The organism is Streptomyces sp. NPDC127068, assembly GCF_042724695.1.
GTDB lineage: Bacteria > Actinomycetota > Actinomycetes > Streptomycetales > Streptomycetaceae > Streptomyces.
Genome location: NZ_JBHXEN010000060.1, coordinates 15884 through 31700 on the forward strand (window position 1 = coordinate 15884; position 15817 = coordinate 31700).

Below are 15817 nucleotides of genomic sequence, written 5' to 3' on the forward strand. Positions count from 1 at the left end.
GGGCCTTCCTAGCGTGAGGCCGGTGACCGCTCCCGACACCCGCCCCGCCCCCCTCGCCCCACGACCCCGCACGGCCGGCACCCCCACCGGTGCGCCCGGTGGGGCCCCGCCCGCCGCCGGCCCCGGAGCGCTGATCGCACACGGCTCCTTCGGGGCGGGCCGGGGGTGGCGCCTCGGCCTCGCGAGTGCCGGGTTCGCGGGCCACCAGGTGGCGGAGGCCCTGGTCCCCGTCCTCATCGGCGTGGTGATCGACCGGGCGATCGGCCGTGGCGACCCGCACGTGCTGCTGGGCCTGCTCGCCCTGCTGGCCGGCCTGTTCGCCGTGCTGATCCTCTGCTGGCGCACGGCCACCCGCCTCACCACCGAGGTGTACTCCTCCGGAGAGCACGACCTGCGTCTGATGGCGGCGGGCCGGGTGCTGCACTCCCGCGGGACGGCCACGAAACGCGCGACCGGAGACGTGCTCACCGTCGCCACCTCGGACGCCTCGAACGTGTCCGGGGTCTCCTGGGTCCTCGCCGAACAGGGTGCCGCCCTCGCCGGACTGCTCACCGCGACCGTCGCCCTGCTCCTGATCTCCTGGCAGCTCGCCGTCCTCGTCCTCGTCGTCGCGGCCCTGCAACTCCTGGTCCTGCACCTGTTGAGCGGCCCCCTGGAGCGGCGGGTCCACGTCGAACAGCGCGAGGCCGCGCGGGCGGGCACCCTGGCGACCGACTTCACGCGGGGGCTCCGCGTGCTCAAGGGCTTCGACGCCGAACCGGCCGCGGCGGACCGCTACCGGGAAGCGAGCCGGGTCTCGGTACGGGCAGCGCTGCGCCGGGTCGGTTCCCTGGCGGACCTGTCGGCGGTGAACTCCGCGGTGTCCGGGGCCTTCCTGGCCGCTCTCGCGCTCGCCGCGGGCTCGATGGCACTGGACGGCACCCTCACCGTGGGCCAGTTGGTCACCGCCGTGGGGCTCGCCCAGGTGGTCGCCGGGCCGATGCAGACGCTCGGTTTCCTCGGTGCCGCCGTCGCCGCCAAACGCGGTTCCGCGCACCGGCTCGCCGAACTGCTGGCGATTCCGTACCGGGTCCCCGAGACCGGGCCCGGCGCGCCGAGCACCGGCACCCGGGACCGCACCCGGGACCCGGGCCCCCGCCCGCCCTCCGCGACCGGGTCGACGACCGCCGCCGGAACGCTCTTCGCCCTGCACCGGGGCCCATCGGTGATCACCGCCGAACGGGGGGAACTCATCGGCGTCCGCGCCCGGGACGCGTGGGCCGCGGACCTGGCCGACCTGATCGCCTGCCGACGTGCACCGGCGCCCGGAGAGTACGTACTGAACGGGCGCGACGCCTCGACGCTGACCCCCGACGAGGTCCGGCGCACCGTCTTCGCACCACCCCACGACTCCGTCGTGTTCAGCGGCACCGTCGCCGAGAACCTCGCCGCGGCGACGGCGGACCCGGCCGCGATCGCCGCCTCCGCACTCGACGACGTCCTCACGCACCTGCCCGCCGGCACCGCCTCGGACGTCGGCGAACAGGGCCGCTCGCTCTCGGGCGGCCAGCGGCAACGACTCCTGCTGGCCAGGGCGCTGCACCAGCCGCAACCGGTACTCGTCCTGCACGAGCCGACCACCTCCGTCGACAGCGTCACCGAGGACCGCATCGCCCGCGCCCTGCGCGGTCACGGTGACCGTGCCATCGTCCTCGTCACCACCAGCCCCACCCTGCTCGAAGCCTGCGACCGGGTCCACGAAGCGGGCCCTCCCCCACCACACGTCCCCCCGGACACCGCCGCCGCCTCCCGGTCCGACGAGGTGGACGCACGATGACCACCGCACCCACCGCGCAGCGCCCCTCCGACGCGACGCTGCTCCCCGTGGCCTCCACCCGGGACACCCTCCGGGGCACCGTAGGGCTGCTCGCACCGCACCGGGCCCGGCTCGGCGGCACGGTCGCGGTGCTGCTCGCCGGCACCGCCACCGCCCTGGCCGCGCCCGCACTGCTGGGCGTGATGGTCGACGCCGTGGTCGCGGACCGGCCACGGGCCGAACTCCTGCGGCCCGCCGGCGCGCTGCTCGGCACCGCGGTGCTCGGCGCCGCGCTCGGCCGGTGGGGACAGCTGCTGCTGGCCCGTACCGCCCAACAGACCCTCGCCGGACTGCGCGAGGACGTCTTCGCCACGGCGGTGGCACAACCCGCGGCGGTCCTGGAACGGGCCGGGACCGGTGATCTGGTGTCCCGGGTCGCCGGCGACACCGAAGCCGTCAACACCGTGATCGGGCGGGTGCTGCCCGCCTTCCTGTCCGCGCTCTTCACGATCGTGCTGACCCTGATCGGCCTGGGGGTGATCGACTGGCGGTTCACCGTGGCCGCGCTGGCGGCGGTGCCCCTCCAACACCTGGCACTGCGCCGGTTCCTGGCCCGGTCGGGTCCGGTCTACCGGGCCGCCCGCCGTGCCGAGGCGGTCCGCGCACAGCGACTCGTCGAGGCCCTGGACGGCGCGGACACCGTACGGGCCCTGCGGGCCCAGAGCGACCACCTCGCCGGGATCGCCGCCTCGTCCGAACGGGCCATCGCGCACGAACGGCACGCGGCTCGCCTGCGGACGGACTTCTTCGGACTGCTGAACGTCGCCGAGTTCGTCGGCCTCGCAGCCGTCCTGGTGGTCGGCTACCGGCTGGTCACGGAGGGCACCGTGAGCCTCGGTGCAGCCACCGCCGCGGCGCTCTACTTCCATCAACTCTTCGGACCCGTCGGCGTGCTGCTATCCCACGTCGACGAACTCCAGAACGCGGGCGCGGGGCTGGCACGCCTCATCGGGGTCACCACCCTGCCGAAGCGGCCCGTCAGCGCGCCACGCCCCGACCCGGACGCGCCCGGGCGGATCGTCCTCGACCGGGTCTCGTACGGATACGCCCCGGGCCGGCCGGTACTCGACCGGATTTCGCTGACCGTCGAACCCGGCGAGACCGTGGCGGTCGTCGGGGCGAGCGGGGCGGGGAAGACCACGCTCGCCAAGCTCATCGCCGGGAACCTCACCCCCGACAGCGGTGAGATCACCGTCGACGGGGCGGCGGCCGGTGCGTCCCGCACCCGAGTCGTGCTGGTCAGTCAGGAGGTCCACGTCTTCGACGGGACCGTCCGCGACGACCTGCGCCTCTTCGCCCCCGGAGTCGACGACGCACACATCAGGCGGACGGCTGCCCGGCTCGGTGCGGACGGTTGGCTCGACGCGCTGCCGCACGGGCTCGACACCCCGGTCGGCGCGGGCGGCCACGAACTGAGCGCCGCACAGTCACAGCACCTGGCGCTGCTGCGACTCGCGCTCGTCTCGCCCGCGGTCGCCCTCCTCGACGAGGCCACCGCGGAGGCGGGAACCACGGACGCGGGGCTGCTCGACCGGGCGGCCTCCGCCGCGCTGAGGGGACGGACCGGCGTGGTGATCGCGCACCGGCTCAGCCAGGCCGCACACGCCGACCGGATCGTCGTGATGGACGGCGGCCGGATCGTGGAATCCGGCACCCATGCGGAACTGTCCGACGCCGACGGCCCGTACGCCTCGCTCTGGCGGGCGTGGTCCCGACCACGGTGAACCCGGGAGGCGCCGACGGCCGGCGCACCGCTCAGGCGGTGGCCGGGCCCGGCCGGGACTCAGTACGACAGGCGTCCCCCGGCGCCGCCGCCCCGCTCCTCGCACCCCGCATCGGCCGGCCCGGCCTCGGCCCGCGCCACGACCTGGGCGGGCGCCACCCCCGCGTGCAGCAGGACTTCCACCGCACGGCACTCCCGGTCGGTGGCCAGCGCGACGAACAGGTCCAGCCCGCCGGCCCGTTCGTCGCCGCGGGCCCGGGCGCGCAGCACGGCCCGGTCCATCGCGGCGGCAGCCGCCGGTGACCAGCGCGCGACACCCACCGCGTCCCGCACGACGGGGAGCACGCCCGAGTCCTCGACCGAGGACTGCCACTGGAGTCCGTAGCCGATGCTGCGCTGCACCAGGTAGCCGAGGAGCCGGGCGGCCTGCGGGCCGTCCCCGAACAGCGCCCGGACCAGGGGATCCGCCTCCAGCAGGGAGTGCAACAGGTGGGCGGTGTCGACCTGGCGGTCGCCGTCACGCACGGCCCGTCGTCTCGCGCCCGCCACCACGGCGATCATCTCGACGCTGAGCAGGTCGTCGGTGGGAAGGGGCGTGGCACCGCCGGGGGCGGGCTGTTGCGGAAGGGGGAGGTGCACATCTCCCACCCCATCAACCGGGCGGGGAAAGCGCATCACCAAGAGGGAGCATTTGCGGGTCCGACACTGGTTGGGCATGGATGTTCCGGTTCTCCTCCTTACGGAGGAGATCGTCTGATCCTTCCCTTCCGGGGCGCGCCCCCTTGCCGCGCGCGCCCCGGCCCCTCACCCCGCCCGCCCCCCGGTGCGGAATATGCCCTTCCGATCGGCAACCGGCACCACCGCGGGGGCGTCCTTCAGGAGCATGGAGTTCGCGTACTGGCTCGTGACCCTGCCGTCGATCGACGGTCGTCGCTACGTGTACCGGGTCTACGCGCCCGATGACGCCCTGCCCGCGGACCTGTTCTGGGATGCCTGGCACTGCCACGACGAGGGACCGCACCCCCGGGCGTTCGACGTGTTCGACGCGGCGGAGATCCGGCGCCCCCGCTGACACCGCCGACCGGACCCGACCCCGCCGCCTCCCGCACCGCGGGGCGAGGGGCCCGACCGCTGCTCAGTCCTCGTCGGCGAGGATCAGGTACAGCTTCTTGCGGGCGTCGCCGATCACGGCAAGCGCCTTCTCCTGCTGCTCCTTGCTGCCGGACTTCCAGACCTGACCGAACGCGTCCAGCAACCCGAACCCGGCCTGCCGGACCTCGTTCAGCGCCTCCCAGTCGACCCCGCGCCCGGCCGCGTCCCAGGGCGCGTCGGGCCCCTCTTCGGCCGCCTGACGGCCGGACTCGGTGAGGGAGAACAGCTTCTTCCCGCCCTCGGTGGCACTGCTGATCAGCCCCTCGTCCTCCAGCAGCTGCAAGGTCGGGTACACCGAACCCGGGCTGGGCTTCCACGCCCCGCCGCTGCGCTCGGCGATCTCCTGGATCATCTCGTAGCCGTGCATCGGGCGGTCCTTCAGCAGGGCCAGGATCGACGCGCGCACATCGCCGCGCCGCGCCCGCCCCGGCGCCCCGCCCCGACCGCGCCCGCCCCAGTGCCCGCCACCGGGTCCGAAGCCCGGCCCGAAGGGCCCGAAGGCGGCCCGGCGCCCCTCGAAGCCGTCCCGGCCCTGATGGCCGGGGCCGCACGGACCGTGTCCGTGTTCATGCCCGTGAGTACGCATCTCGCTCACTCCATCCATCGTTGATCGATCGCGATACCTCAACGATATATCGATAACTTGTATCGAACAAGGCGCACCGCAGGCGGTCTTGCCCTGTGCCAGTGATCGCTGATCGATTGCCACTGAAGGATGATCAACGCTAGTTGTGCCACCGCAGATTGATCATTCGATGTACAGGTACGCGGGGACGTGGTGAGGGCACCTGTCGGTGTGTGCGAAGGGGCTGCCCTTGCGGCTCTTGGCACAAGGACGGTCGCGGGTTCGCCGGCTGGTACTACGCGGCGACGTTGCGGGATCACGTGGGCCATGAGTCGTGGCTGGAGCAGGACCGGCTGATCTTGCTGGACCGTGATCCGCAGGTGGTCGCGATCGCCTCGCAGCCGTTCTGGCTGCACTGGCACGACGGCACACGCAAGCGTCGGCACGCACCTGACTACTTCGTCCGGCTGGCCGATGGCCGCGCCCGCGTCGTTGACGTCCGTGCTGCGGACGAGATGGACGGGGCGACGCGCGAGGCGTTCGAGGCGACCCAACATGCCTGCAGAGCCGTGGGCTGGGAGTTCGAGTGGGTCGGGCGGCCCGAGCCGGTGTTCATGGCGAACATCCGCTGGCTGTCCCGATACCGGCGGGCCCGCTGCGGCCGACCGGTGGCGGTGGCGGATCGGTCCGGGAGGTCTTCCGCGAACCGATGAGGCTACGGGAGGGCGCCGGGCTGGTCGGAGACCGGTTGCAGGTTCTGCCGGTGCTGTTCCCTCTGTTGTGGTCCGGCGCTCTGATGACCGATCTGGCGGGAGGACTTGTGGAGACCGACAGTCTCGTCTGGACGGAGGGAATCCGATGGGCAGCTTGAAACGGCCGCCAGCCTTGATGGTAGGAGTTCGGTGACGTGCCCGACGCCGTCGTCGAGGCGATGCGGCAGGCGATCAAGGAGGGCGTCGAGACCTCCACACGCAACGGGGCCTACCTGATCTGGAGGACCGGGGAGATCATTCGGGAGAATGGCGGGAACCTGGCCGAGCTGCCCTCGCGACGGACTCTCTACCGACTGGTGGCGAAGCTGACGGCAGGCACGCATGCGACTGGGTCGGCCGTCACACGCAGGTCGAAGGCCCATGGGGCGTCGCCACCAGGACACTGGCCGCGGCGGTGCTCAGGCCCACGAAGAAGTCCGTCGACGCCAGCGTGCTGCTGGCCCGCACGGTCACCCCGGAGCTGATGAGACCGGGCTGGGCCGACGCGCTGAAGGGCCTGGTCGCGCAGATGGAGGCGAACCTCCTGCTGCACCAGCACACACGTGGCCCCCTGACTCGCTTGGACCGCTTCCTGCACACCCGAACGGGCGGCATGATCGGCACCCTTTCCCATCAGCTCCGCGGAGCTGCCGTGGATGCCATCCTCACCGGCGCAGAGAAGATCACCAAGCTCGGCCTACTGGCAGTCGACCTGGACATCGCCTCTCGTCGCAGGCACCCCGGCGGCCTCTCGGACGCGGATAAGTGACCCACCCCACCGCGGACAGTGAGCCGATCGCTGAACTTCCCTTCCAGGTCCGGCCGATTGCCGGTGAAGGCTGCTACCCCTTCGTCGCCCGCCTCGCCCGCGCCAACTGCCTTCCGCCCGCCTACCTGCGGCGCTTCCTCGCAGGACCGCCCAGATATCAGGGCCGTCCAACTTGGGCACGGATTTCCGCCGTCACCGGCCGTGACCCCGAACAGCTACGGAAGACGCTCGACACCGTCAAGTGCAAGAGATGCGGCTCCGACTTTGCGGTCACCCGCGCGTTCGGCGTCATGCCCGTTCACTGCTCGACTCGATGCCGCGTCCCCCAGAAGCATCCAGTCATGGAACCCTGCCGAATCTGCCGGCAGCCGATGAAGATCCAGGTCGGTCAACGTCACCGGCTGTGTTCCTCTGCCTGCCGCAGAGTGGCCTACGTCGAACGTCGTTCCCGCGAAGAGGACGCGGCTGACCGGCAGCCATTCCGCGATTGCGCCGCTTGCGAAGGCCCCATGCCGCCGACCCCTCAAATCGCCAAGCGCACCTGCTCGGAGACATGCGAACTGCAGGTCTCCCGCTGGGACCTGCTGATCGAGAGGGACGGGCTTCCCCTGCCTTCGAGGACATGCGTGTTCTACGGCATCCCGATGGAAGCGAAGTCGCCCGCCGATCCCCCTCGCCGTTGGTGCAGCCGCCGTTGCCGCACATGGTCGTCTGGGGGTGCTGACCCATCCATCTTCTTCGGGCCGGTGTCCTGCGGCCAGTGCCAGAAACCCATTGACCGCCGCAAGGACGGCTGGACTCGGCGATGGTGCTCGCGTGAGTGCTATCGGTTGTCCCGTGGCTGGCCTGAGCAGCCGCGACGAAGTTAGGCCGTGCTTTGAACGTGGCTAGATGTACTGACCGGGCACGTTGATGGAGAACAGGGGACCTGATCGGCAATCACGATGCGGGGGTTGAGTGACTGTCAGCCAGATTCCTGGCGAGCTGACTGATGCGTGCGCGGGCCGTCTCGGGGGCGAGCACCTCGATGTGGTCGCCGAACTGAAGAAGCTGACGCACCGACTCGATGTCGGGGTAGCGCACGACGACGACGCACGAGCCCTTTTCCGCGTCGGAGACATGGTGGATGCGGGTGCCGAGGATGCGCCGCGCCAGGTCGAGACCCCTTTCCGGCAGGCGGATGGTCACACTCACGCGATCTTGCTCCTCAGTGCGTTTCTTCAACACGGCCCATCTGGTGCGGAGGGTTTCGCCTGGTTGGAGCACGGCTGGTGCGGCTAGCTGTTCGAAGGCCGACAGTCGTTCCAGAGCGAGCAGCCGGCTGTCGCCCTGGTCATCGGCGACGAGATACCAGCGACCTGATTTCGCCACGATCCCGTACGGGTCGACCACCCGTGTCGAGACCTGGCTCTCGGCGCTGCGCCGGTACAGGATTCGAAGGCGTCGCCGGTGTCGCAGGGTCGAGGCCAGATCCGATACTTCGACCGCTGCCTCGGGCGCAGCAAACCACGCGGTGCTGTCGACAAGCACAAGGTCAGCCAGCCGCAGCGGGCTCGGCGACTCAGGTGCTGCAGCCTGGCGGGCGGCGATCTTGCGCTCGGCCGACTCCCACACCGCAGTTAGGCCCATTCGCTCACGTAGTGCGCTGTCCAAGCCGGCCACGGATAGGGCCTCCAGTTCTGGTGGTTCCAGATGGGATGCGCTGAGCCGTGCACTGGAGAGCAGGACGATCCCGCCGTTCCGCCCACGTTCGGCATAGACGGGCACGCCCGCTGTCGATAGCGCCTCGACGTCCCGCAGCACAGTCCGCCGGGACACCTCAAGACGGGCGGCGAGCTCCGTGGTGGTGAGCCGCTGACGGGTCTGCAGGAGCAGCAGGAGATGCAGGAGTCTTGAAGCCTTCATGCTTACCCATGTTCTCAGAAAAGGTGACAGGTTCCGTCGCGATTGGGCGATCCACTGGGTGCTGGACCGAGAAATCAACGAGTTGAGGAGCACTCCATGCCCGCACCGAACCTGTTCCTGATCGGCGTCCGCGACGCCGAGGCCGCCACCGCCTTCTACAGCGACCTGTTCGAGATCGAACCGACCTTCACCAGTCCCCACTACGTAGCCTTCGAAGCTGCCCCCGGTGTCCTGTTCGCACTGTGGACGGGCTACAGCGAGCACGCGGTCCCTAGCCTCCCTCGTACGACAGAGATCGGACTCATGGTGCCGGGGCCATCGCAGGCGATTGACGAGATCTTCACGAGGTGGGCCTCGAAGGGGGTCCACGTTGTGCAGGAGCCGCACGATGCTGTCTTCGGCCGCACGTTCGTGATCACGGACCCTGACGGCAACCTCATCCGAGTCTCCCCGGTCGACTGACCTGCACTGTCCCTCCCCGCATATCTCCAAGCTGAAGGGCCGGCCACACACCGTGGCCGGCCCTTCAGCCTGTCTAGGAGCTCAGAAATGTCGCATTCGAACGCGGCCCTCACCCCGCGCCACCGGCTGAAAGTCGCTCGACTCGTCGCTGACGACGGCTGGCCAATCAGCGAAGTCGCGGCCCGCTTCCAGGTGTCCTGGCCGACCGTGAAGCGCTGGCGACTCCGCCTGGCAAGCGATCGATCCGCTGTTCGGGGCTCCGCCTCGATGGCAGGTAGATCAAACCGTTGGCGACCCGGGTCTCCCTCGGCCCGGAGGCCCGGAATGATCGAGGTATGGACATTGCGAATCAACTGGTGCGGTCGGCGGCCGACGGCGACGTGATCGAGGTGGCCCGGCTGCTGGGGCAGGGTGCTGTGGTGGATGCGCCGGACCGTGACGGGCGTACGGCGCTGGACCGGGCGGTGGAGCAGGGGCACGCCGATGTAGTCAGCCGGCTGGTCGGAGCGGGCGCCGATCTGGAGCAGCGGGTGGGTGAGTACCAGGAGTCGACGCCGCTGTGCATGGCGGCGGGCCACGGGCACACGGCGGTCGTCGGGGTTCTTCTCGATGCCGGTGCTGACACGGGAGCCCAGGGACGGCTGAACCACGTACCGCTGGTGCTGGCAGCCACAACCGGCGACGAGGGGCACCCGGAAACGGTGGACCTGCTGCTGGACCGCGGGGTGGACATCAACGTGGTGATGAAGCACCGGACCGCCCTTGACTGGGCGGTCCGGTTCGGGCAGGAAGAAATGGTCTACCGCCTGCTCGGCCGCGGTGCCATCACCTCGGCCGGAACTCTGGCCGCCGCGCGTGAACGTCTCGGCCGTCATCCGGAGTCTCGACGGATGACCGAGCGCATCGCCGTCGCCCTCCTCGCTGTGGATGTCGTTCCGGGCGCGAACCAGGAGCCCGGAACGGAAGCCGGGCATCCGAGGTAGCGACTGTTCAGCATGGCAACGGCGCTCTGAGCAGGGGGCTTCGGCCCGGTCCAACTTCGCTGTCACGAAACCACCGGTCGTCCAACTTCAGTGGCAAATGATCCAGGTCCATGGCACGGGACACGGTCGACGGGAAAAGACGGTGACCGAAGATCACGGGCGCGGCAGACTGGCCCGATGACCGCACCTGACGCCAAGTCCGACCTCCACTTCTACTTGCAGTCCGCCCGGGACGCCCTGCTGTGGAAGCTCGAAGGGCTCTCGGAGTACGACGTCCGCCGCCCGCTGACACCGACCGGCACGAACCTCCTGGGTCTGGTGAAACACGCGGCCAGCGTGGAACTGGGCTACCTCGGCGACACCTTCGGACGACCGTCCGGCGAGCCGCTGCCCTGGCTGGACGAGGGTGCGGAGCCCAACGCGGACATGTGGGCCACCGCGGACGAGTCACGTGCGTACGTCGTGGAGCTGTACCGCCGGGCGTGGACCCACGCGGACGCGACGATCGACGCGCTGGCGCTCGACACGACCGGCAAGGTGCCGTGGTGGCCCGAGGGCAGGGACGAGGTGACGCTGCACCACGCCGTGGTGCGCGTGATCGCCGATACGCACCGGCACGCCGGGCACGCCGACATCCTCCGGGAGCACCTGGACGGTGCCGTCGGGATGAACGAGGGCAACGACAGCATGCCGCCGGGCGACGCGGCGTGGTGGGAGAACCATCGGAGCCGGCTGGAGCGCGCGGCTCGGGAAGCCGACCGGACCGCCTGACGACGCAGCGGAGTTCGCCGCCTCCCCGCGGTAGCGGAACGTCACGGCCGGTGGCCGGGGACGGCGCACCCCCTCCGGGGATCACGGGCGACGCGCCAGGAAGACGAACTCCTTCCCCGGACGGTCGGGTGCGTCGCGCACCTCGTCCACCACGAAGCCGTGGGCGAGCAGGTCCCGCTCGACCTCCGCCCGGTCCCGGAAGCGCAGGGTCGAATCCGAGGACAGCACCTGTCCGTCCGCTGCGAACCCGTAGGTCCAACGGAAGGTCACCAGGGGCAGGCTCACGTCGACCACCCGCCCCCAGGTCTCGACCGCGCCGACGCCCGGGACCTCCGTCACTTCGTGGGTCCGCTCACGCGTCCACCCCTCCCAGGCGCGCCGGGACGGGTCCCGCGTCTCGAAGACCAGGCGCCCACCGGGTCGCAGTGCCTCGTGGGCTCCTCGTAGCGTCCGCTGCCAGGCGTCCGGGGCGGCGACGGCCTGGGCGACGTTCCCGGTCATCGTCACGAGGTCGACCCGCAGCGGGGGGAGGTCCGTCGCGTCACCGCAGATCCAGCGCACCCGCCCACTGCCCGGTTTGGCCCGGGCGACCTCGATGGACGCCCGGGCGGGATCGACGCCGACGACCTCGATGCCGCGGTCGGCCAGCAGCAGCGCGAACACCCCCGTGCCGCAGCCGATGTCCAGCACCCGGCGCGCCTCGAACTCCGCCACGAGGTCCAGGTAGGCATCCAGATCGCTGCGGTCGGCGTGGAGCGGATCGTAGATCGCGGCGAGCCGTGGATGCGCGAAACAGTCGTCGGTCATGCGGCCGAACGTTTCACGGCCCGCCCCGGACGGCCACCGGATTTCGCCGCCCGGGGCACCGCCCCCGCGGGCCGGGCCGCGTAGGCTCGGCTCCGTGCCCCGCCACCCGAAGAAGCCACGCCGTCTGGTGGCCGACGGGCGCACGTTCCTGTGGACGCTCCGCCACGGTCACCGGGTGGCGGACGACGGCCGGCCCGCGGACTGCCGCCAGACGCTCACGCTGTACCCGCAGCCGGCCGGCACCGGTGGCCCGCTGCGCATCGTCTTCGCCGAAGGTCCCGGCCGGTACGTCCCGGGCGGGTTCCCCCTGGGCTCCGGCGACGTGGGGCACGTCCGGGGCGGCGGCCTGAACCTGCACGAACCGGGCGCCGTCCGGGCCCTGCTCGACGCGGCCTCGGCCCGCGGATGGCGGCCGGGGCAGCGGCAGGCGGTGGAGGTCGACGGCTGGCCCCTGCTGGCCGCGGCCGTCGCACGAGCCGGCACGCCTCCCGAGCGGGCGCGCGAGCGCTGACCCGGCCCCCGCGGCCCCGGACACCGCTGGACGGCGCACCCGGACTCGGCCACCGGGGTCAAAGGACGCGGACGGCGATGTCGAGAAACCGTGGCTGGCTCCGTCCCCGAAGTGAACGCGACCACCATGGGTCGCACCAGCACCCAGGAGGCACACCATGGCCAAGTACCTGCTGCTCAAGCACTACCGAGGTGCCCCGGCGCCGGTCAACGACGTGCCCATGGACCGGTGGACCCCCCAGGAGATCTCGGCCCATGTGCAGTACATGCGCGACTTCGCGACCCGACTCGAAGGCACCGGCGAGTTCGTCGACAGTCAGGCGCTCGCCCCCGAGGGGACCTTCGTCCGGTACGACGGCGAGGGGCGCCCACCCGTCACCGACGGCCCGTTCGCCGAGACCAAGGACCTCATCGCCGGCTGGATGGTGATCGACGTCGACAGCTACGAGCGCGCCGTCGAGTTGGCCGGGGACCTGTCGGCCGCCCCGGGCGCCGGCGGGCGACCGATCCACGAGTGGCTGGAGGTGCGCCCGTTCCTGGCCCCGCACTGCCCCCCGATCACCTGAGCGGTCGCCGACGTGGACGAGACCCTGCTCCGGAGCCTCGCCCCGAGCGTGCTCGGCATCCTGGTCCGCCGCGGAGCCGACTTCGCGGCGGCCGAGGACGCCGTGCAGGACGCCCTGGTCGAGGCGGTCCGGGCCCGGCCCCCCGACGGTTCCCCCGGCCACTCGCCCGCGGACTCCCCCGTGCGGGACCCGAAGGGCTGGCTGGTCACCGTGGCCTGGCGCCGGTTCCTCGACGCGACCCGCGCGGACACCGCGCGCCGCCGCCGCGAGGACCTCGTCAGCGAGGAACCGGCACCCGGGCCCGCGCCCTCGGTGGACGACACGCTCCAGCTCTACTTCCTGTGCGCCCACCCGTCGCTGACGCCGTCGTCCGCCGTCGCCCTCACGCTCCGTGCCGTCGGCGGGCTGACCACCCGCCAGATCGCCCGGGCCCACCTGGTCCCCGAGGCGACCATGGCACAGCGGATCAGCCGCGCCAAACGCACCGTCTCCGGGGTGCGGTTCGACCAGCCCGGCGACGTCGCCACCGTGCTGCGCGTCCTCTACCTGGTCTTCAACGAGGGCTACTCGGGCGATGTCGACCTCTCCGCCGAGGCGATCCGGCTCACCCGGCAGCTCACGGCCCGGGTCGACCACCCCGAGGCGACGGGGCTGCTCGCCCTCATGCTGCTCCACCACGCCCGGCGGGCCGCCCGGACCGCGGCCGACGGGAGTCTGGTGCCGCTCGCCGAGCAGGACCGCGGCCGGTGGGACACCGGGGCGATCGCGGAAGGCATCGAGATCCTGCGGAGCGCGCTCGCCCGCGACCGGCTGGGCGAGTTCCAGGCCCAGGCCGCCATCGCGGCGCTCCACGCCGACGCGCCCAGCACCGAGGAGACCGACTGGGTGCAGATCGTCGAGTGGTACGACGAGTTGGTGCGCCTGACCGACAGCCCGGTCGTCCGGCTCAACCGCGCGGTGGCCGTCGGCGAGGCCGAAGGGCCGCGCGCCGGTCTGGCGGCCCTCGCACCGCTGGACGACTCGCTGCCCCGCTACTGGGCGGTGGCCGCGTACCTCCACGAGTGCGACGGCGACCCGGTCACGGCGGCACGGCTCTACGTCGAAGCGGCCCGGAAGGCGTCCGACCTCGCCGAGCGCGACCACCTGACGCGCCGGGCCGCCCGCCTCAACGCCCGGGCGCGGCACTGACGACCAGCGGCGCGGACCGGCCCCACGAACCAGTCCAGTGGTCCTCCGGTGGCCTTGGCCGGTGCGGCGGCCCGCCGCCTAGAGTCCCTGACATGCGCCTGCGAATCGTCGATGCCTTCACCGACCGCCCCTTCTCGGGGAACCCCGCCGGAGTCCTCCTCTTCGGCGTGCCCGAGGAGCCCGGCGGCCCCGTCGGATCCCCCGCCGCCTTCCCCGACGACACCTGGTTGCAGCTGGTCGCCCGGGAGGTGAACCACGCCGAGACGGCGTTCGCGCACCCACTGCCGCCGGGCGGCGACGCCGACTGGGCGTTGCGCTGGTTCACGCCGACCACCGAGGTCGACATGTGCGGTCACGCCACGCTCGCCACCGCGCACGTGCTGGCCACCGCCGGGCTCGTCGACGGGCCGGTGAGGTTCCGGGCCCGCTGCGGCATCCTCACCGCCGAGCCGCACGCGGACGGCACGATCACCCTGGACTTCCCGACCGCCCCGCTGGTCCCGGTGCCCGCCCCGGACGGACTCGCCCGCGCGCTGGGCGCCGAGCCGCTGTCCGTGCACGACGCGGGACCCCAGATCGGCGACCTGGTGGTCGAGTTGGCGGACGAACGGACCGTCCGCGAGCTCACGCCCGACCACCGGGCGCTCGCCACGTTCTCGGACCGGGGCGTCATCGCCACCGCCCGTGCGGACGACCCCGGCCGGGGCCATGACTTCGTGTCCCGCTGCTTCTTCCCGCGGGTCGGCATCGACGAGGACCCGGTGACCGGGAGCGCCCACACCGCGCTCGCCCCGTTCTGGGCACCGCGCCTCGGCCGCACCACCCTGACCGGGCTCCAGGCGTCACCCCGCTCCGGCCTGGTGCGGGCCGAACTGCGGGGGCCGCGCACGCTCCTCACCGGCAGGGCGGTGACCGTCGTCGACGGCGAGTTGCAGGCCGCGCCCCCGGCTCACTAGGGCGTGGGCAGCCAGTCGACCTTCCCGGCGAGCAGGGCGTACCCGACGAAGGCCCCGATGTCGAGCAGGGTGTGGGCCACCACGAGGGGGCCGACCCGCCCCCACCGCCGGTAGAGGTAGACGAACACCACCCCCATCACCATGTTGCCGATGAAGCCGCCGATGCCCTGGTACAGGTGGTAGGAACCCCGGAGCACGGAACTGACGGCCATCGACGCCCAGGGCGAGAAGCCCAGCTGGTCCAACCGGCGCAGCAGATAGGCGAGGACGATGACTTCCTCCACCACGGAGTTCTGCGCGGCCGACAGGATGAGGACCGGGTACTTCCACCAGACCTCGGGCAACGCCTCGGGCACCACGGTCAGGTTGAACCCCAGACCGCGCGCCAGCAGGTAGAACGCGATGCCCGTGCTGCCGATGACCGCGGCGACGCCCGCCCCGCGCCCGAGGTCGAACCACGGCCGGGTCCGGTCGAAGCCGAGGGCCCGCAGGCCGGCGCCCTCCCGGATCAACAGATGGGCGACGAGGGCCACGGGCACCAGGGCGGTGGTGATGCCGAAGAGCTGCCACGCCAGGTCCAACCAGGGCCGCCCGGGGGCCGCCGAGGCGTTCATGGTGGCGGCCTGGTCCTTGAGCCCGCCCGGCTCGGTGACCGACCCGAGGAAGCTGATGAGCGCGGACACCCCGCTGGCGCCCAGCGAGAGGGCGAGCACGAGCAGGGTCTCGTCCCGCAGCGTCCGGCGCGAGAGCCGCTCCAGCGGCCGGGCCGGGCCGGGTCCGGCCGCCGACCCCGTTACCGTCTGCACCCTTGCCTCCAGTCGAATCGCTCCCGGGCGCGGGCTCCCCGGCCCGC

General features: G+C 71.9%; 17 protein-coding genes and 1 pseudogene. 13 read left to right on the forward strand and 5 right to left on the reverse strand.

The window, feature by feature from the left end; all coding sequences use genetic code 11:
- Window positions 1-22: 22 nt before the first annotated feature.
- A complete protein-coding gene (locus ACFWIA_RS29670) occupies window positions 23-1816 on the forward strand; it encodes an ABC transporter transmembrane domain-containing protein (RefSeq protein ID WP_387010339.1) in 1794 nt (597 codons plus the stop codon).
- The gene (locus ACFWIA_RS29675) at window positions 1813-3579 is read left to right on the forward strand and encodes an ABC transporter ATP-binding protein (RefSeq protein WP_387010340.1); all 1767 of its coding nucleotides are present in this window, start codon (window positions 1813-1815) and stop codon (window positions 3577-3579) included. The genes ACFWIA_RS29670 and ACFWIA_RS29675 overlap by 4 nt, the downstream gene beginning before the upstream one ends.
- Before the next feature lie 59 nt (window positions 3580-3638).
- On the opposite strand, the gene ACFWIA_RS29680 is transcribed toward ACFWIA_RS29675, so the two are convergent.
- Window positions 3639-4253 carry a Clp protease N-terminal domain-containing protein gene (locus ACFWIA_RS29680; protein WP_387010341.1) on the reverse strand — a complete coding sequence of 205 codons (615 nt, stop codon included), beginning with the start codon at window positions 4251-4253 and terminating at the stop codon, window positions 3639-3641.
- A 208-nt stretch (window positions 4254-4461) separates the two neighbouring features.
- Here ACFWIA_RS29680 and ACFWIA_RS29685 point away from each other — a divergent pair, with 208 nt between their 5' ends.
- Entirely contained in the window at window positions 4462-4650 is a 189-nt protein-coding gene (locus ACFWIA_RS29685) for a hypothetical protein (protein WP_387010342.1), read from the forward strand.
- A gap of 63 nt (window positions 4651-4713) precedes the next feature.
- Here ACFWIA_RS29685 and ACFWIA_RS29690 read toward each other — a convergent pair whose 3' ends face one another.
- Window positions 4714-5316, reverse strand: a complete 603-nt coding sequence (locus ACFWIA_RS29690; RefSeq protein ID WP_387010343.1) for a PadR family transcriptional regulator — start codon at window positions 5314-5316, stop codon at window positions 4714-4716.
- Between the two features lie 287 nt (window positions 5317-5603).
- Here ACFWIA_RS29690 and ACFWIA_RS29695 point away from each other — a divergent pair, with 287 nt between their 5' ends.
- Window positions 5604-6008: a TnsA-like heteromeric transposase endonuclease subunit gene (locus ACFWIA_RS29695; protein WP_387010344.1), complete on the forward strand. Its 405-nt coding sequence runs from the start codon at window positions 5604-5606 to the stop codon at window positions 6006-6008.
- 454 nt (window positions 6009-6462) lie between these two features.
- Complete coding sequence (locus ACFWIA_RS29700; RefSeq protein ID WP_387010345.1) at window positions 6463-6816, forward strand: hypothetical protein; 354 nt, start codon at window positions 6463-6465, stop codon at window positions 6814-6816.
- A gap of 939 nt (window positions 6817-7755) precedes the next feature.
- Here the strand turns inward: ACFWIA_RS29700 and ACFWIA_RS29705 are convergent.
- On the reverse strand, window positions 7756-8721 hold the full coding sequence (locus ACFWIA_RS29705) for a helix-turn-helix transcriptional regulator (RefSeq protein ID WP_387010346.1): 966 nt from the start codon (window positions 8719-8721) through the stop codon (window positions 7756-7758).
- A 96-nt stretch (window positions 8722-8817) separates the two neighbouring features.
- Here ACFWIA_RS29705 and ACFWIA_RS29710 point away from each other — a divergent pair, with 96 nt between their 5' ends.
- The 4 genes and pseudogenes from ACFWIA_RS29710 to ACFWIA_RS29725 all read left to right on the forward strand — a co-directional run bounded on the left by ACFWIA_RS29710 (window position 8818) and on the right by ACFWIA_RS29725 (window position 10937).
- Window positions 8818-9183, forward strand: coding sequence for a VOC family protein (locus tag ACFWIA_RS29710; RefSeq protein ID WP_046929261.1), 366 nt, complete (start codon window positions 8818-8820; stop codon window positions 9181-9183).
- A gap of 87 nt (window positions 9184-9270) precedes the next feature.
- Window positions 9271-9477, forward strand: a pseudogene (locus tag ACFWIA_RS29715) (helix-turn-helix domain-containing protein); the annotation flags it as partial.
- A 41-nt stretch (window positions 9478-9518) separates the two neighbouring features.
- Window positions 9519-10166 carry an ankyrin repeat domain-containing protein gene (locus ACFWIA_RS29720; RefSeq protein WP_387010347.1) on the forward strand — a complete coding sequence of 216 codons (648 nt, stop codon included), beginning with the start codon at window positions 9519-9521 and terminating at the stop codon, window positions 10164-10166.
- 177 nt (window positions 10167-10343) lie between these two features.
- Window positions 10344-10937, forward strand: a complete 594-nt coding sequence (locus ACFWIA_RS29725; protein ID WP_387010348.1) for a DinB family protein — start codon at window positions 10344-10346, stop codon at window positions 10935-10937.
- An 81-nt stretch (window positions 10938-11018) separates the two neighbouring features.
- Here the strand turns inward: ACFWIA_RS29725 and ACFWIA_RS29730 are convergent, their stop codons facing one another.
- Window positions 11019-11744, reverse strand: coding sequence for a class I SAM-dependent methyltransferase (locus tag ACFWIA_RS29730; RefSeq protein ID WP_387010349.1), 726 nt, complete (start codon window positions 11742-11744; stop codon window positions 11019-11021).
- A gap of 94 nt (window positions 11745-11838) precedes the next feature.
- Here ACFWIA_RS29730 and ACFWIA_RS29735 point away from each other — a divergent pair, with 94 nt between their 5' ends.
- The 4 genes from ACFWIA_RS29735 to ACFWIA_RS29750 all read left to right on the forward strand — a co-directional run bounded on the left by ACFWIA_RS29735 (window position 11839) and on the right by ACFWIA_RS29750 (window position 14964).
- Window positions 11839-12255 carry a hypothetical protein gene (locus ACFWIA_RS29735; protein WP_387010350.1) on the forward strand — a complete coding sequence of 139 codons (417 nt, stop codon included), beginning with the start codon at window positions 11839-11841 and terminating at the stop codon, window positions 12253-12255.
- Between the two features lie 157 nt (window positions 12256-12412).
- Complete coding sequence (locus ACFWIA_RS29740) at window positions 12413-12820, forward strand: YciI family protein (RefSeq protein ID WP_385494763.1); 408 nt, start codon at window positions 12413-12415, stop codon at window positions 12818-12820.
- A 12-nt stretch (window positions 12821-12832) separates the two neighbouring features.
- Window positions 12833-14008: an RNA polymerase sigma factor gene (locus tag ACFWIA_RS29745; RefSeq protein ID WP_387010351.1), complete on the forward strand. Its 1176-nt coding sequence runs from the start codon at window positions 12833-12835 to the stop codon at window positions 14006-14008.
- A 92-nt stretch (window positions 14009-14100) separates the two neighbouring features.
- Entirely contained in the window at window positions 14101-14964 is an 864-nt protein-coding gene (locus tag ACFWIA_RS29750) for a PhzF family phenazine biosynthesis protein (protein WP_387010352.1), read from the forward strand.
- On the opposite strand, the gene ACFWIA_RS29755 is transcribed toward ACFWIA_RS29750, so the two are convergent.
- Window positions 14961-15770 (reverse strand): CPBP family intramembrane glutamic endopeptidase, encoded by an 810-nt coding sequence (locus tag ACFWIA_RS29755; RefSeq protein WP_387010353.1) that lies wholly within the window; start codon window positions 15768-15770, stop codon window positions 14961-14963. The two genes, ACFWIA_RS29750 and ACFWIA_RS29755, sit on opposite strands and share 4 nt — an antisense overlap.
- Window positions 15771-15817: the final 47 nt, after the last annotated feature.

Bases quoted from the DNA above. Each gene is read 5' to 3' on its own strand.
- ACFWIA_RS29740 (WP_385494763.1), top strand. From the start codon at position 12,413: ATGGCCAAGTACCTGCTGCTCAAGCACTACCGAGGTGCCCCGGCGCCG.
- ACFWIA_RS29685 (WP_387010342.1), top strand. From the start codon at position 4,462: ATGGAGTTCGCGTACTGGCTCGTGACCCTGCCGTCGATCGACGGTCGT.
- ACFWIA_RS29710 (WP_046929261.1), top strand. From the start codon at position 8,818: ATGCCCGCACCGAACCTGTTCCTGATCGGCGTCCGCGACGCCGAGGCC.
- ACFWIA_RS29750 (WP_387010352.1), top strand. From the start codon at position 14,101: ATGCGCCTGCGAATCGTCGATGCCTTCACCGACCGCCCCTTCTCGGGG.
- ACFWIA_RS29680 (WP_387010341.1), bottom strand. From the start codon at position 4,253: ATGCGCTTTCCCCGCCCGGTTGATGGGGTGGGAGATGTGCACCTCCCC.
- ACFWIA_RS29730 (WP_387010349.1), bottom strand. From the start codon at position 11,744: ATGACCGACGACTGTTTCGCGCATCCACGGCTCGCCGCGATCTACGAT.
- ACFWIA_RS29725 (WP_387010348.1), top strand. From the start codon at position 10,344: ATGACCGCACCTGACGCCAAGTCCGACCTCCACTTCTACTTGCAGTCC.
- ACFWIA_RS29690 (WP_387010343.1), bottom strand. From the start codon at position 5,316: ATGCGTACTCACGGGCATGAACACGGACACGGTCCGTGCGGCCCCGGC.
- ACFWIA_RS29705 (WP_387010346.1), bottom strand. From the start codon at position 8,721: ATGAAGGCTTCAAGACTCCTGCATCTCCTGCTGCTCCTGCAGACCCGT.
- ACFWIA_RS29675 (WP_387010340.1), top strand. From the start codon at position 1,813: ATGACCACCGCACCCACCGCGCAGCGCCCCTCCGACGCGACGCTGCTC.
- ACFWIA_RS29720 (WP_387010347.1), top strand. From the start codon at position 9,519: ATGGACATTGCGAATCAACTGGTGCGGTCGGCGGCCGACGGCGACGTG.